Annotated in this window: 13 protein-coding genes; 3 read left to right on the forward strand and 10 right to left on the reverse strand. The window is 70.6% G+C overall.

Going from position 1 to position 14,430, the window contains the following annotated elements; genetic code table 11:
- Window positions 1-9: 9 nt before the first annotated feature.
- The 5 genes from ACGFY5_RS19555 to ACGFY5_RS19575 all read right to left on the reverse strand — a co-directional run bounded on the left by ACGFY5_RS19555 (window position 10) and on the right by ACGFY5_RS19575 (window position 6,159).
- On the reverse strand, window positions 10-582 hold the full coding sequence (locus ACGFY5_RS19555) for a helix-turn-helix domain-containing protein (protein WP_392721588.1): 573 nt from the start codon (window positions 580-582) through the stop codon (window positions 10-12).
- Window positions 583-717: 135 nt separating this feature from the next.
- Window positions 718-3,552: an aconitate hydratase gene (locus ACGFY5_RS19560; RefSeq protein WP_392721590.1), complete on the reverse strand. Its 2,835-nt coding sequence runs from the start codon at window positions 3,550-3,552 to the stop codon at window positions 718-720.
- Window positions 3,553-3,735: 183 nt separating this feature from the next.
- On the reverse strand, window positions 3,736-3,990 hold the full coding sequence (locus ACGFY5_RS19565; RefSeq protein WP_392721593.1) for a hypothetical protein: 255 nt from the start codon (window positions 3,988-3,990) through the stop codon (window positions 3,736-3,738).
- A 203-nt stretch (window positions 3,991-4,193) separates the two neighbouring features.
- The gene (locus ACGFY5_RS19570) at window positions 4,194-4,616 is read right to left on the reverse strand and encodes a hypothetical protein (protein WP_392721594.1); all 423 of its coding nucleotides are present in this window, start codon (window positions 4,614-4,616) and stop codon (window positions 4,194-4,196) included.
- Between the two features lie 73 nt (window positions 4,617-4,689).
- Window positions 4,690-6,159: an aminopeptidase P family protein gene (locus ACGFY5_RS19575; RefSeq protein ID WP_392721596.1), complete on the reverse strand. Its 1,470-nt coding sequence runs from the start codon at window positions 6,157-6,159 to the stop codon at window positions 4,690-4,692.
- Between the two features lie 88 nt (window positions 6,160-6,247).
- On the opposite strand from ACGFY5_RS19575, the gene asnB reads away from it, so the two are divergent.
- Entirely contained in the window at window positions 6,248-8,179 is a 1,932-nt protein-coding gene (asnB, locus tag ACGFY5_RS19580; protein WP_392721598.1) for an asparagine synthase (glutamine-hydrolyzing), read from the forward strand.
- A 52-nt stretch (window positions 8,180-8,231) separates the two neighbouring features.
- Here the strand turns inward: asnB and ACGFY5_RS19585 are convergent, their stop codons facing one another.
- Window positions 8,232-9,041: an MBL fold metallo-hydrolase gene (locus tag ACGFY5_RS19585; RefSeq protein ID WP_392721600.1), complete on the reverse strand. Its 810-nt coding sequence runs from the start codon at window positions 9,039-9,041 to the stop codon at window positions 8,232-8,234.
- On the reverse strand, window positions 9,038-9,475 hold the full coding sequence (locus tag ACGFY5_RS19590; protein WP_392721602.1) for a thioesterase family protein: 438 nt from the start codon (window positions 9,473-9,475) through the stop codon (window positions 9,038-9,040). The genes ACGFY5_RS19585 and ACGFY5_RS19590 overlap by 4 nt, the downstream gene beginning before the upstream one ends.
- A gap of 111 nt (window positions 9,476-9,586) precedes the next feature.
- Here ACGFY5_RS19590 and ACGFY5_RS19595 point away from each other — a divergent pair, with 111 nt between their 5' ends.
- Window positions 9,587-10,360 carry an NAD-dependent deacetylase gene (locus ACGFY5_RS19595; protein ID WP_392721604.1) on the forward strand — a complete coding sequence of 258 codons (774 nt, stop codon included), beginning with the start codon at window positions 9,587-9,589 and terminating at the stop codon, window positions 10,358-10,360.
- Between the two features lie 81 nt (window positions 10,361-10,441).
- Window positions 10,442-11,722, forward strand: a complete 1,281-nt coding sequence (locus ACGFY5_RS19600) for a phosphatase PAP2 family protein (RefSeq protein ID WP_392721605.1) — start codon at window positions 10,442-10,444, stop codon at window positions 11,720-11,722.
- A 104-nt stretch (window positions 11,723-11,826) separates the two neighbouring features.
- Here the strand turns inward: ACGFY5_RS19600 and ACGFY5_RS19605 are convergent, their stop codons facing one another.
- The 3 genes from ACGFY5_RS19605 to ACGFY5_RS19615 are packed head-to-tail and all read right to left on the reverse strand — an operon-like array spanning window position 11,827 to window position 14,260.
- Window positions 11,827-13,536, reverse strand: coding sequence for a PH domain-containing protein (locus ACGFY5_RS19605; protein WP_392721607.1), 1,710 nt, complete (start codon window positions 13,534-13,536; stop codon window positions 11,827-11,829).
- Entirely contained in the window at window positions 13,533-14,039 is a 507-nt protein-coding gene (locus ACGFY5_RS19610) for a PH domain-containing protein (RefSeq protein WP_392721609.1), read from the reverse strand. Before ACGFY5_RS19610 ends, ACGFY5_RS19605 begins: the two co-directional genes overlap by 4 nt.
- A gap of 35 nt (window positions 14,040-14,074) precedes the next feature.
- Entirely contained in the window at window positions 14,075-14,260 is a 186-nt protein-coding gene (locus tag ACGFY5_RS19615; RefSeq protein ID WP_392721611.1) for a hypothetical protein, read from the reverse strand.
- Window positions 14,261-14,430: the final 170 nt, after the last annotated feature.

Genomic DNA, 14,430 nt, shown 5'->3' on the forward strand with positions numbered 1-14,430 from the left:
GCGCGACGCCTAGCGGCGTCGGACTGCTTCTTCGACCAGGTCGAGGACGGTGCCCAGCTTCGCGGCTGGGCGGCCCATGGCCAGGTGGAGGACCAGGCCGTCCAGGGCTAGTTCCAGGAAGCGCTGGAGCGTGTCCACGTCGACGTCCTCGCGGAGCACCCCGGCCTCGCGCTGACGTACCAAGCGGTCGTGGGTGGCCTGGGAAATCGCCTCGGAGCGGGCCGCCCAGCGTGCCGCGAAGTCCTTGTCGGTGCGGAGGCGCCGCGACACCTCGAGTTGGGTGCCGAGCCAACCGGCTTGCTCGGGGCTGAACTCGTCGTCCAGCAGATTGCGCATCACCTGCACGAGGCCCTGCTCGGCGACGACCGCTGCCATCTCGGCGGCGTCGTCCTCGGCGACGGCGAGGAACAGCGACTCCTTGTCGCGGAAGTGGTGGAAGATCGCGCCTCGGGAGAGGCCGGTTTCTTCCTCGAGCCGCCGCACCGTTGCGCCCTCGTAGCCGTGTCGGGCGAAACATGCCCGGGAGCCGGCGAGGATCTCCTGCCGTCGGGCGTCGAGGTGCAGTTGGCTGACCTTGGGCATGTGCCGATCGTGACACCCTGCCCGGATTCTTGCAATCCGTACGTCTGGTTTACAAAGCTAACGGCCCCGCAGCAAAGCCGCAGGGACGGGCGGGGCTGCGCCTGCCCGTCCCTGCGGCTGCCGCCAGCGGCTGGCTCAGCCGAGGAGGCTGCGCAACACGTACTGCATGATTCCGCCGTGGCGGTAGTAATCGGCCTCGCCGGGGGTGTCGATGCGAACGACCGCGTCGAACTCCACACCGGTGTCGGTGGTGACCTTCACCGTGCGGGGCGTGCCACCGTCGTTCAGGGCCGTGACGCCGGAGACCGAGAACGTCTCCTCGCCGGTCAGACCCAGCGACTCCGCCGACTCACCGGCGGGGAACTGCAGCGGCAGCACCCCCATGCCGATCAGGTTCGACCGGTGGATCCGCTCGTACGACTCGGCGATGACGGTCCGCACGCCCAGCAGCGCCGTGCCCTTCGCCGCCCAGTCACGCGACGAACCGGAGCCGTACTCCTTACCCGCGAGCACCACCAGCGGCGTCTCCGAGGCGGCGTAGTTCTGCGCGGCGTCGTACACCGTCGTGACCGGTGCGTCCGAGACGGTGAAGTCGCGCGTGAACCCACCCTCGGTGCCCGGAGCGATCTGGTTACGCAGGCGGATGTTCGCGAACGTGCCGCGGATCATCACCTCGTGGTTCCCACGTCGGGACCCGTACGAGTTGAAGTCCCGCCGCTCCACGCCGTGCTCGGTCAGGTACTTACCGGCGGGGGAGTCCGCCTTGATCGCACCGGCCGGCGAGATGTGGTCGGTCGTCACCGAGTCGCCGAGCTTCAGCAGCACCCGCGCGTCGGCGATGTCGGTGACCGGCGACGGCTTCGACGGCATCCCCTCGAAGTACGGGGGCTTCCGTACGTACGTCGACTCGGCGTCCCACTCGAACGTGTCACCGGTCGGCGTCGGCAGGTTCTGCCACCGCTCGTCACCGGCGAAGACGTCCGCGTAGTCACGGGAGAACATCTCGCTGTGGATCGCGGAGGCGATGACCTCCTCGACCTCCTGCGGCGACGGCCAGATGTCCGAGAGGTACACCGGCTTGCCGTCCGAGCCCGTTCCCAGCGGCTCGGTGGTGATGTCGATGTCCATCGACCCGGCCAGCGCGTACGCCACGACCAGCGGCGGCGAGGCCAGGTAGTTCATCTTGACGTCCGGGTTGATCCGACCCTCGAAGTTCCGGTTGCCGGAGAGCACCGCGGACACCGCGAGGTCGGCCTCGTTGATCGCCGCGGAGATCTCGTCCTGCAGCGGGCCGGAGTTGCCGATGCACGTCGTGCAGCCGTAACCGACCAGGTTGAACCCGATCTTGTCGAGGTACGGCGTGAGCCCGGCGCGGTCGTAGTAGTCGCTGACGACCTTCGACCCCGGGGCCAGCGTCGTCTTCACCCACGGCTTGCGGGTCAGGCCGCGCTCGACGGCCTTCTTCGCCAGCAGCGCGGCGCCGATCATCACCGACGGGTTCGACGTGTTCGTGCACGACGTGATCGCCGCGATCGTCACCGCGCCGTGGTCGATCTCGAACGACGTGCCGTCCGCCAGCGTCACCGGCGTCTTCTTCGACGGGCGGCCGTTGCTGCCCGGCGCGTTGTGGTGCGGCTTGTCGGCCTCGCTGTTGCGGCCGTTGGCGGGGGAGTCCGACGCCGGGAACGACTCGGCGGACGCCTCATCGGCCGGGCCCTCGGCCACGTCCTCGGCGGCCGAGTACTGCTCGTCGTCGGTCACGTAGGTGCGGATGTCGCCGCGCCACTGCGCCTTCGCGTCGGCCAGCACGATCCGGTCCTGCGGGCGCTTCGGCCCGGCGATCGACGGCACGACCGTCGACAGGTCCAGCTCGAGGTACTCCGAGAACACCGGCTCGACCGACGGGTCGTGCCACATGCCCTGTTCCTTCGCGTACGCCTCGACCAGCGCGAGCTGCTGCTCGGGCCGGCCGGTCAGCCGCAGGTAGTTCACGGTCTCGGCGTCGATCGGGAAGATCGCGGCGGTGGAGCCGAACTCGGGGCTCATGTTGCCGATCGTGGCGCGGTTGGCCAGCGGCACCGCCGTGACACCCTCGCCGTAGAACTCGACGAACTTGCCGACCACACCGTGCTTGCGCAGCATCTCGGTGATCGTCAGCACGAGGTCGGTGGCGGTGGTGCCCTCGGGCAGCTCGCCGTTCAGCTTGAAACCGACGACCCGCGGGATCAGCATGCTCACCGGCTGGCCGAGCATCGCGGCTTCGGCCTCGATACCGCCGACGCCCCAGCCCAGGACGCCCAGCCCGTTGACCATCGTGGTGTGCGAGTCGGTGCCGACGCACGTGTCGGGGTACGCGGTCTTCGCCTCGCCCCGGACCATCACCACGCGAGCCAGGTGCTCGATGTTCACCTGGTGGACGATGCCGGTGCCCGGCGGCACGACCTTGAACTCGTTGAACGCGCCCTGGCCCCAGCGTAGGAACTGGTAACGCTCCAGGTTGCGCTGGTACTCCAGCTCGACGTTGCGCTCGAACGCGTCCGGCGCGCCGAAGACGTCGGCGATGACGGAGTGGTCGATGACCAGCTCGGCCGGCGCCAGCGGGTTGATCTTCGCCGGGTCGCCGCCGAGCTCCGCGACGGCCTCACGCATCGTGGCGAGGTCGACCACGCACGGAACGCCGGTGAAGTCCTGCATCACGACCCGGGCGGGCGTGAACTGGATCTCGGTGTCAGGCTCGGCCTGCGGATCCCAGTTCGCCAGCGCGCGGATGTGATCGGCGGTGACGTTCGCGCCGTCCTCGGTTCGCAGCAGGTTCTCGAGCAGGACCTTCAGCGAATACGGAAGCTTCGCGATCTTGTCCTGGAGACCGTCGACGGCGTTCAGCCGGAAGATCTCATAATTCTCGTCGCCGACCGTGAGCGAGCCGGCCGACCCGAAACTGTCGATGCGCGGGGGGGAGCCCTCTGACACGTCGCACTCCTTCGTCGGTTCTCTTCGCCAGTCTCGCCTACCGGTCACGCTCCGCTGCAGGCGGCTGGGCAGTGGCATTAAAACCGTACGTCCGTCTTGCATCGTACCCGATACGGGTCGACGCTCTGTCTTCGGCTTACCCAAACCCCGCGCAGGGAACTACGGGAGGCGATCCGGATCGGATCAGAACTCCGACCAGTCGGGCCGGTCGGGGGTGCCGGTGGTCTGCAGGCGGGCGTCGTAGTCGCTGCCGAACCAGTCGGTGCCCACCAGGAAGGAGCGGTTCAGCGCCGAGTCGACGCCGTAGATGTCCGCGCGGTGGGCGCCGTCGTCCGGATCGAACGTCGTCGTGGTGCAGTTGCCGGGCGTCACCGTGGTGGTTCGCGAGCCGTCGCGGAAGACGGCATAGGTGGGGTACGAGCCCCGCGCACAGAGCATGAGCGTGCTCCCGTACCGAGGCTCGGTCGGGCTCGCCGAGGTCGAAACCTGCTGCTGTGCGGCGGCCGACGGCTCGGCCGTGTCGGGAGACGCCGCTGAACAGCCCGTCAGCAGGACTGCTGACAGCAGGAACCCGGTACCGGTTCGTATCTTCGGGCTGCACACTTTGGCGGAATGCCCGGTTTTACCTATTTGAACGGCGTCTAGTCGATCGCGTAGTCGGGTGCCTCGACCGTGCCGGTGGTGTTGACCTTGCTGTCGGTGCCGACCTCGTCCTCGCCGACCTCGAACGGCGTCGTGCCCTCGAGGCCGAAGATCTTGACGGCGTGGTTTTCCTCGTCCGCGAGGGGCTGCGTGACGCACTTGCCCGGCTGCGCGGTGGCGCTCTTCTTGTTGCCGTCGTCGGTCAGCGTCACGTACGCGGCGTAATTGCCTTTCGCGCACAGCTGGAACGACACGGGCCCCGCCGGGTCGCCCGCAGCCGGGTCGGCGCCCGAGTCGTCCTCGGTCGCCGCCTCGGTGACATGGGGCTTGGCACCCGTGGCCTCGGCCCAGGCGACGGATCCTCCGATCACCACGATCGAGACAACGGAGAGTACAGGCAAGAACCACGACGACGCGCGCACGCACACATCCTGACCGCTGACGGCGACAACAAACCAATTCGGGACGGGTTCTCAGCGCATCCTTAACGGAAAATTAGCCCGGAAGGCGCATACCGGCGGCGCGCTCGGCGGCCATCCAGGCCTCGACCTCGTCGGGGTGCCGGGGCAGCGCCGCGGACAGCACGTCCGCGCCGTCCGCGGTGACCAGGACGTCGTCCTCGATGCGGACGCCGATGCCGCGGTACTCCTCCGGAACCGTCAGGTCGTCGGGCTGGAAGTACAGGCCCGGCTCGACAGTGAGCACGTTGCCCGCGGCCAGGACGCCGTCCAGATAGGTCTCCGCCCGTGCCTTCGCGCAGTCGTGGACGTCGAGCCCGAGCATGTGCCCGGAGCTGTGCAGCGTCCAGCGGCGGTGCAGCCCCACCTCGTCGTCGAGGGACTCGGCCGCCGGCACCGGCAGCAGCCCCCACTCGGCGAGCGCACCGGCGATCACCCGCATGCACGCGCGGTGGATCTCCCGCCACGACACGCCCGGCCGGATCACCGCGATACCGGCCTCCTGCGCGGCCAGCACGGTCTCGTAGACCCGGCGCTGGACCGGTGAGAACCGCCCGTCGACCGGCACGGTGCGGGTGATGTCAGCGGTGTACAGGTGCCGGTTCTCGACCCCGGCGTCCAACAGGAGCAGTTCTCCGGGACGGCAGACGCCGTCGTTGCGCCACCAGTGCAGCGTGCAGGCATGCGCGCCGGCGGCGGCGATCGTGCCGTAGCCGACAGTGTTGCCGTCGTGCCGGGCGCGCAGGCCGAACACGCCGTCGACCAGCCGCTCCGCCGACTCGCGGTCGGCCGGCATCGCGCGGACGACGTCGGCGAACCCGCGGACGGTCGCGTCGACCGCGTCGCGGAGCTGGGTGACCTCCCACTCGTCCTTTACCAGGCGCAGCTCGCTGAGCGTGGTGGCGAGCTGCCCGTCGCGCAGGCCGTCGTCGGTCCGGGTCACCGTTGCGTCGACTGTCGGGTCGTAGCCGCGCAGCACCCGGGTGGTGGCCGGGTCCAGCTGTTCGAGCGCCTTGTCCAGGTCGTCGAGGGAGACGCACGGGAGCCCGAGCGCCGTGGACCACTCCTCGGCCGACCGGCGCGCGCCGACCCAGAGCTCGCCGCCGCGGCTGCGGAAGAACTCGTCGGACTCGCGGGAGGCCCGCACGCGGACGTAGAGCGTGGTGCTCTCCGGGCCGGCGACCAGGACCGCGTCCTGCTCGTAGCAGGTGGTGAGCCAGGCCAGGTCGGAGCCGGGGCGGAACTCGTAGGAGGAGTCGTTGCTGCGGACCTTCGCGGTGCCGCTGGGGACGACGAGCGTCTCGCCGGGGAAGCGTTCGGCCAGCCGGGCGCGGCGGGCGGCGGTGAAGGCGGCCGACTGCGCCGGGGTTCCGGTGACGGCCGGGGGTTCCGCCCACCCGGTACGCATGAATTCGGCGAGCCGCTCGGGGACCGGGAGATCGTGGCTCGCGGTCGTGACCGTCGGATCCGTCTCGGCCAGCTCACCGTCAATTTGGTTCTCGGTCATGCCCCGGAAACTACCGCGCACCTGCGGTGATCGAGTAGGCCGTGCCCGCGCGCGGACGGCCTAGGCGGACAGTGGAAAAATAGCCCCCATGTGCGGACTGCTCACCTACGTCAGTGCCTGCGGCGACGCTTCCCATCGCCGGAACGGCGTCGCCAGCGCGTTGGAGAGCATCCACCACCGCGGACCGGACGAGACCGGCGTCGTGGTCTCCGGCGACGACGTCGTGCTGGGCTTCAAGCGACTCGCGTTCATCGACGTCGAGCACTCGCACCAGCCACTCGAGTACGCCGACGGCCGCTACGTCATCACGTTCAACGGCGAGATCTACAACTACCTCGACCTGCGCAAGCAGCTGGCCGAGGTCGGCGCGAGCTTCGCGACCGAGGGCGACACCGAGGCGATCGTCGCGGCCTACCACTACTGGGGCCCGGAGTTCGTCAGCCGGCTGCGCGGCATGTTCGCGTTCATCATCTGGGACCGGTTCGAGCGCACCGCGTTCGCCGCCCGCGACCACTTCGGCATCAAGCCGCTGCACTACATCGCCGCCGAGACCGGCATCTACGTCTCCAGCGAGAAGAAGGCGCTGCTGCCGTTCTCGCACGCGGCGGCGTCCGGCGACGGCGGCCTCGACCCGGCCGGGCTCTCCTACTACCTGACGCTGCAGTACGTGCCGGAGCCCGGCACGCTGCACAAGGACATCCAGCGCCTGGAATGCGGCGAGTCGATGACCTGGAAGCCCGGTCAGCAGGTCACCCGCCACCGCTACTTCAAGCCCGACTTCCGGCCGACGCCGACCGACAGCCCCGAGCGTCTCTACGCCGAGATCCGCGACGTGCTGCACGAGTCCGTCGGCCTGCACCTGCAGAGTGAGGTGCCGATCGGGGCGTTCCTGTCCAGCGGCATCGACTCCACAGCGATCGTCGCGCTGGCCCGCGAGCACAAGCCCGACCTGCTGACGTTCACCGCCGGCTACGAGGTCGACGGGTACTCCGAGATCACGGTCGCGGAGCAGTCGGCGAAGTGGCTCGGGGTCAAGAACATCCCCGCGCTCATCACCGCGAACGACATGATGGACTCGCTGCCGCGGATCGTCTGGCACCTCGACGACCCGGTCGCCGACCCGGCGCTGGTGCCGCTGTACTTCGTCGCGAAGAAGGCGTCGGAGCAGGTCACCGCCGTGCTCTCCGGCGAGGGCGCGGACGAGTTCTTCGGCGGGTACGGCATCTACCGCGAGCCGCTGTCGCTCAAGCCGATCACGTCGCTTCCCGACCCGCTGCAGAAGGGCCTGCGCGCGGTCAGCAAGGTGATCCCCGAGGGCGTGAAGGGCAAGAGCTTCCTCGAGCGCGGCACGACGCCGCTCGCCGAGCGCTACTACGGCAACGCGCGGATGTTCACCGAGGCCGAGAAGCAGAAGCTCATGCGGCACTACGACTCGCGCTTTCAGTACACCGACGTCACCGAGCAGCACTACCGGGACGCGGCGTACCTCGACGAGGTCACGCAGATGCAGTACATCGACCTCTTCACCTGGCTGCGTGGCGACATCCTGGTGAAGGCCGACCGGATGACGATGGCCCACTCGCTCGAGGGCCGCGTGCCGTTCCTCGACGTCGGCGTGTTCGACGTCGCGCGGAAGATCCCGCAGGAGTTGAAGGTCACCAGCAAGGGCATCCGGAAGTTCGCGCTGCGTCAGGCACTGGAGCAGGTCGTGCCGCCGCAGATCGTCAACCGGCCGAAGCTGGGCTTCCCGGTGCCGACGCGGGTGTGGCTCAAGGGCGTGATGTTCGACTGGGCGCGGGGGATCCTGGCCGACTCGAAGGCCGACGAGCTGCTCGACCTGAAGTACGTCGACCAGTTGCTGCAGGCGCACCGGGACGGGGAGGCCGACAACTCCCGCAAGGTGTGGACCGTGCTGGTGTTCTGCGTCTGGCACTCGATCTTCGTCGAGGGACGCATCGACCCCCGCCCGGCGCCGGCGGAGTCCGCGCTCCTCACGAAGCGCGCCATCCGCCAGCGCTAGCGGCCAGGGCGGCTGGCGCGTGCCGCCAGCCGCCGCCGGCACGCGCGCGGCGCTACAGCTGGCCGTCCAGGAACGCGTATGCGCGCTGGACGGCCAGCTCGGAGGAGAAGGGGGCCTTCGCGGCCACCTCCGCCGCGGGGGCGTGGTCGCGCCAGCCGTCGCGGCAGGCCCACTCGAGGGCGGTGAGGTCGGCGTGCTGGGCCCGGACCTCGTCGAGGCTCATCGCGACGCCGTGGCCGGGCACCACGGTGGCCGGTGCCAGCTCGACGAGCGACGCCACCGTTCCGGCCCACTCCAGCGGCCACGAGTCGTCGAACGAGGGCGGTGCGCCGTTCTCCACGATGTCGCCGGCCACGACGACGTCCGCGTCGGGCACCACGACGACGAGGTCGTTGTCGGTGTGCGCGCGCCCGAGGTGACGCAGCTCCACCGTGCGGTCGCCCAGCTCCAGCGTGGCCTCGCCGGACACCGGGTGGCTCGGCGCGCGGAGCGTCACGGTCTCGACGCCGGGGATGTCGAACTCGGCGGCGATCTCGGCGACCCGTGCCGCTCCGCCGTCCTCCGCGGTCCACCGCTCGAAGCGGGCCACGCACTCGCTGTGGGCCCAGATCTCGGTGCCGGGTTCCGCTGCCAGCACCGCGTTGCCGAAGCAGTGGTCGAAGTGGTGGTGGGTGTTGACGATCCGCCACGGCAACGGCGTGACCCGGCGGACGGCGTCGGCCAGCTCGCGCGCCTGCGCCGGCGTCGAGAGCGTGTCGACCACGAGTGCACCGGCTCCGCCCACTACGAGCACCGCGTTGACGTCCAGCGCGGGCTGACGCCACACCAGCACGCGGTCGGCCACCTCGACCCAGTCGGTCATTCCGTCCCCTTGATCTCGGGCAAGCGCGCCATGAACCGGGCGCGGTCGATCGCCGCGCGTTCCACGGTGACCTCGGCGACGATGCGACCGTCCGGCGCATCGCCCTGCTCATCCAGGTACTCGGCGTCGACGTCGTCGCGGACCACCACCGCGAACCGCAACGCGCGGCCGTCCACGGACTCCAGTTTGGCCGTCGCGGTCGCGGTGGCACCCACCGGCGTCGGCAGCCGGTGCGCGAGTTCCACCCGGACGCCGACCGACGTCAGCTCCGCGGGAAGCGCCTCGCGGACAGCGTCGACGGTGGCCGCCTCGGCGAGCGCGAGCAGCCGCGGCGTCGCGAGCACCGGGACGTCACCGGACCCGACGGCCTCCGCGGTGTCGACGTCGGTCACCGTGAGTACGGCCTGACCGGTGAGCCCCAGCGGCAGGTACATGCCGCAAACCCTATTCGGTGGCGCTCGGCACCAAAATTTCGCCTACTGACGTCCACCGGACACGCTCGTACGGCTGGCCCTCAGCGTCGTGTACGCATAGCGTTTGTGCGCATGAGGGACGGGCAGGCGGTCGCGGGCTGGATCGCGGACGCAAATCGGGTGACCGCATTGACGGGTGCGGGAATCAGTACCGATAGCGGCATTCCAGACTTTCGTGGACCCAATGGTTTGTGGACCCGCAATCCGGGCGCTCAGCGCCTGTTCACGCTGCGGGATTATGTGTCCGACCCCGACATCCGGCGGGAGGCCTGGCAGATCCGTCGGGCCCACGCGGCCTGGACCGCCAGACCGAACGCGGCGCACTACGCGCTGGTCGATCTGGAGGCCGGCGGGCGGCTACGCGCGGTGATCACGCAGAACATCGACGGGTTGCACCAGCTGGCCGGCACCAGCGAAGACCTGGTGATCGAGGTGCACGGGTCGCTCTACGAGGTCGAGTGCCTCTCGTGCGGCTCGCGGTTCGCGATGTCCGACACGCTCGAGCGCGTGGCCGGTGGCGACGAGGATCCGGCGTGCCTGCGGTGCGGGGGCATCCTCAAGGCGGGCACGATCTCGTTCGGGCAGCCGCTGGTGCCCGAGGTGTTCGCGAAGGCACGGGCCGCGGCGGCGGACTGTGACCTGTTCCTCGCGGTCGGCACGTCGCTGTCCGTGCAGCCCGTGGCCGGTCTGATCGACGTCGCGAAGAAGCAGGGCGCGAAGATCGTCATCCTGAACGCGGAACCGACGCCGTACGACGGTCTCGCGGACGCGAAGCTGTCCGAGCCGGTCGGCACGCTGCTGCCGCGCCTGGTGGGCGGGGACTCGCGGACGGCGTCCGCGGGCTGACCGCCCGGATGACAGTGGGGCCCGCCGTTCGGTGAACGGCGGGCGAAGGCTGTCGTGCGGAACGGCTGTACCCTCGGCCGGGTGATCTTGGAGGACACCGCCACCCAGCCGCCCGCTCCGGAAACACCGAGTCGATTCCGGGAGTTGCTGGCCACCCGGCGGGTGTCGGTTCCGCTCTTCGCTGTCGCGTTCGCGCTGTGGTGGTTCTTCGTCGGGCTGCCGACCGACCCGATCCTGGCCGCGCTGTGGCTCTGGTTCGGCACGATCGCGTTCCGGCCCGACCAGCCGTGGCGCTACCACCTCGGGTTCGCCCGGGACTGGATCCCGATCGTCCTGCTGCTGGTCGCGTACGACTTCAGCCGGGGGTTGGCCGACAACGGGGTCGCTCCGCACGTCACCGAGATGATCCATGCCGACGAGTGGCTGACCGGCGGGGTGATCCCCACGGTCTGGGCGCAGGAGCATCTGTACGACCCGAACCAGATCCACTGGTACGACGTCCTGGCGTCGTTCGTGTACTTCTCACACTTCGTGGTGTGCCTCACGATCGCGGCCGTCCTGTGGTTCCGGAGCCGGCCGCTGTGGGGCGCGTTCATGCGGCGCTGGTTCACGCTGACGGCTGCGGGGCTCGTGACGTACTTCGTGTACCCGGCGGCTCCGCCGTGGTGGGCGTCCGAGCACGGGTACATCGCCGCTGAGGTCATGCGGATGTCCGGTCGTGGCTGGGAGGCGATCGGGCTGCACGGCGGGTCGAAGATGCTTGCGGTCGGGCAGTCGATGTCGAACCCGGTCGCGGCGATGCCGTCGCTGCACTCGGCGTTCGCGATGTGCGCGGTGGCGTTCTTCCTCACGCGGGTGAAGAAGCGTTGGATCCCGCTGTTGCTGGCATATCCGGTGCTCATGTCGTTGACGCTCGTGTACACCGGTGAGCACTACATCATCGACGCGATCGTCGGGTACGCGTACGTCGGGATCGTGTACCTGGTCGTGTGGCTCGGGGAGCGCTGGTGGGCCCAGCGCCAGGCCGGCGAGGCCGCCGAGTCCCTCCTCCGCGCCGCCGCTCCTCCGACTGCCGCCGCGAGCGACGCGTCCTCCGCTGGCGCGTCCTCGGCCGGCGCGTCCTCCGCCGAGGTGGGCGCCGCCCCCGCCGTGCCGCCCACCGCCGTGCCGCCCACCGCCGTGCCGTCCGCCGCCGAGGTGGGCGCCGCTCCCGCCGTGCCGCCCACCGCCGTGCCGCCCACCGCCGTGCCGCCCACCGCCGTGCCGCCCACCGCCGTGCCGTCCGCCGCCGAGGTGGGCGCCGCGCTCGCTGAGGAGCGCGCGGCGAGCGAGCCCACACCCGACCGCGCCTCCCGCGACTGACGGCGAGCGCAGGTTCTCGGCCCTACGACGGAATCCCGGGCCTACGACGAGTTCGCGGGCCTACGGCGGCTCGTCGTAGGCCCGCGAACTCGTCGTAGGCCCGACTACCTGTCGCCCGGCGCTGGCGCAGCGTCCACTGGCGCTGCGTCCGCTGACGCTGACGCTGCGTCCGCTGACGCTGGCGCGGCGTCCGCAGGCGCTGGCGCGGCGTCCGTTGACGCGGCGTCCGTTGACGCTGCGCCCGCCGACGGTGGTGCTGCGTTCGGTGACGCTGCGCCTGCGGGGGGCGGGCTGGGGGCTGGGGGCGTTGGGGTCGGGTCTGCGGTGACCGGGGTGGTGGTGCGGTGGGCTCGGGCCAGGTCGACCAACTGGGTCGCGATGTGGCCGGCGTCCCGGGTGCCCTGGTGCAGCACGGTGGGCGTGGTGTGACCGCCGGCGGGGTCGAGGTGCACCGACGCGAGGTCGAGTGACCGCTGCCACGGCCCCTGCGAGATCCGGACGCTCTGCGCGCGGGCGAACAGCGCGACGTCGTGCCGCGCGGTCAGCCACCCCGACCGCGTCACCAGCGCGATGTCGGTGATCGCGTACGCGAGCCGACGGTGCTGGAACGGCGCGCGCCGCCGGGCCCGCGGCGGAGCCGGGGTGAGCCCGAGCGCGTCGGGCCCGGCCGCCGGCACGGTGGGCAGGACCGCGTTCAGCACCGCGAACGCGTCCGCGGCGAGCGCGACCGGCACGAGCGCGCTGCGCCCGTTCTCCTGCTGCCCGCCCTGCCCGTAACCGGCGACGTCGATCTCGATCCGTACCCACCCGAACGGCCGCCAGAGCAGCGGCTGCCGGATCCGCACGGCCTGGATCCGCGAGATCGGCACGGTCTGGTTGCGGACGTCGAGCATGCCCCGGTGGACGCGCAGCCCGTCGGCGTCGCGGCCGACGGTGAACCCCCACTCGCCGAGCAGGCGGCGCACCGGCACCTGGATCAGGCCCACGATGCCCGACACGAAGGTGAAGACGGTCGCGGTGGAGGGGTCCTCGCTGGTGAACTCCAGAATCGGGAACACCAGCAGGAACGGCGCCGAGAGAGTGTTGAACGTCAGCAGCTGCGACAGGACCAGCAGCCGGTGGTTCACCTTGAACAGGCCGCCGACCGCGGTGGTCACGCTCGGGGCATCGGTCGGCTGATCGGCGTCGATATCGGGGAGAGCAACCGCCGGGGCGGGAGCGCCCGCATCGGCGGCCAGCCGGAGCAGGTGGACCCGGAGTCGTTCGGCCTCGGCGACCGTGAGGTAGGCGAGCGGGGCCTCGGCGTCCTTGCCGCCGCCGACGACCTCCATCCGCACCTCGGCGAGCCCGAACGGGCGGGCCAGCGCGGGACGGACGACGTCGACGGCCTGGACGCGCTCCAGCGGGATCGTGCGCTGGCGCCGGGACAGGATGCCGTCGCGGACGTGCAGTTCGCGGGCCGCGACGAAGTAACCGGTGAACCGCCAGGCGATCCAGGCGACGACGAACCAGCCGAGCACGATCACGGCCGCGGCGATCGCCACCGCGCGCCAGCCCGCGGAGCCCCACGCCTGGTACGAGACGAGCGCCCCGACCACACCGATGCCCCGGGCACCCCGGATGAGCGGACTCAACGGATGCAGCCGCCGGAACTCACCGCCCACTTGACCCGCAAGCGGCGCCTCTGCCGCCGGACCGGGCACCGGCTCGGTGTGCGGGGCGTCGGGCGCGCCGAGCCGGTATTCGGGTGCCTCGCTGGAAGCGGTCAGCGGGGGCCCACTGATCGGATCGGGAGCGGGCGGGTGGTCGGTCACAGGCCTGCTGCCCGGGCCTCGCCGAGGGCGGCCAGGCGGTCGCGGAGGCGGGCGGCCTCCTCGGTGGGCAGGCCGGGGATCGCCGCGTCGGAGGCCGCCGCGGCCGTGTGCAACTGCACCGTGGCGATGCCCAGTGCGCGCTCGAGTGGCCCCGCTTTGACGTCGACGTATTGCATTCGGCCGTAGGGGACGACCGACAGCCTGCGGACGAGGATGCCGTGGCGGACCAGCAGGTCGTCGACCCGCTCGGCGTACCCCCAGGAACGGACGCTGCGCGTGACGGCGAACAGGCCCCAGCCGAGGGCGCCGAGGCCGACCACCGCGATGGTCCAGGGGAGCCAGGTGAGGTCGGTCCAGATCGCGGTGGACGCGACGGCGGCGAGGAGCGGCACGAGCAGCGTCGACAGCCCGGCGCGCCGCACCCACGCGAGGCGGGGGGAGACCGGCTGCCACGGGGCGTCTTCCGGCCAGAGCGCCGGGTTGGTCTGTACGGGGGCAGCCATGTGTTCAGCGTAGTAGTTAACGCCGAACGCGGCCCTCAGTGCGTCAGTGGCTCGACGCCGAGCAGGAAGCCGCGGAGGTCGAGGAAGTTCGACAGGTGCTCGCGGTGCTCGTCACAGGCGGCCCAGGTCTTGCGGCGATCCGCGGTGTGGAGCTTCGGGTTGCGCCAGACGATGAGGTGCTGCGCCTCTTGCCTGCACCCCTTGGCCGAGCAAATGGTCATGCGCACCCCTAGACACAAAGCGACGCCAGGCGACCACGGGGGAAGCCGCCTGACGTCGCCTGAATCTTACACCGCGCCGTGCAGTCGATGTCCAGATCCGAAATCTGTTCACGATTCGTCCAGCGGAGCCGTGATCGCCAACGGCGTCTTGTCGCTTTCGCCTGGCAGAG

Origin of the sequence: Cryptosporangium sp. NPDC048952, from assembly GCF_043197895.1 — a bacterium.
In the GTDB taxonomy this organism is placed as follows: domain Bacteria; phylum Actinomycetota; class Actinomycetes; order Mycobacteriales; family Cryptosporangiaceae; genus Cryptosporangium.

What these genes read in the sequence shown, in the direction of transcription:
- ACGFY5_RS19555 (WP_392721588.1), bottom strand. Translation starts at nt 582, where the DNA reads ATGCCCAAGGTCAGCCAACTGCACCTCGACGCCCGACGGCAGGAGATC.
- ACGFY5_RS19565 (WP_392721593.1), bottom strand. Translation starts at nt 3,990, where the DNA reads ATGCTCTGTGCGCGGGGCTCGTACCCCACCTATGCCGTCTTCCGCGAC.
- ACGFY5_RS19575 (WP_392721596.1), bottom strand. Translation starts at nt 6,159, where the DNA reads ATGACCGAGAACCAAATTGACGGTGAGCTGGCCGAGACGGATCCGACG.
- asnB (WP_392721598.1), top strand. Translation starts at nt 6,248, where the DNA reads ATGTGCGGACTGCTCACCTACGTCAGTGCCTGCGGCGACGCTTCCCAT.
- ACGFY5_RS19585 (WP_392721600.1), bottom strand. Translation starts at nt 9,041, where the DNA reads ATGACCGACTGGGTCGAGGTGGCCGACCGCGTGCTGGTGTGGCGTCAG.
- ACGFY5_RS19590 (WP_392721602.1), bottom strand. Translation starts at nt 9,475, where the DNA reads ATGTACCTGCCGCTGGGGCTCACCGGTCAGGCCGTACTCACGGTGACC.
- ACGFY5_RS19595 (WP_392721604.1), top strand. Translation starts at nt 9,587, where the DNA reads ATGAGGGACGGGCAGGCGGTCGCGGGCTGGATCGCGGACGCAAATCGG.
- ACGFY5_RS19610 (WP_392721609.1), bottom strand. Translation starts at nt 14,039, where the DNA reads ATGGCTGCCCCCGTACAGACCAACCCGGCGCTCTGGCCGGAAGACGCC.
- ACGFY5_RS19615 (WP_392721611.1), bottom strand. Translation starts at nt 14,260, where the DNA reads ATGACCATTTGCTCGGCCAAGGGGTGCAGGCAAGAGGCGCAGCACCTC.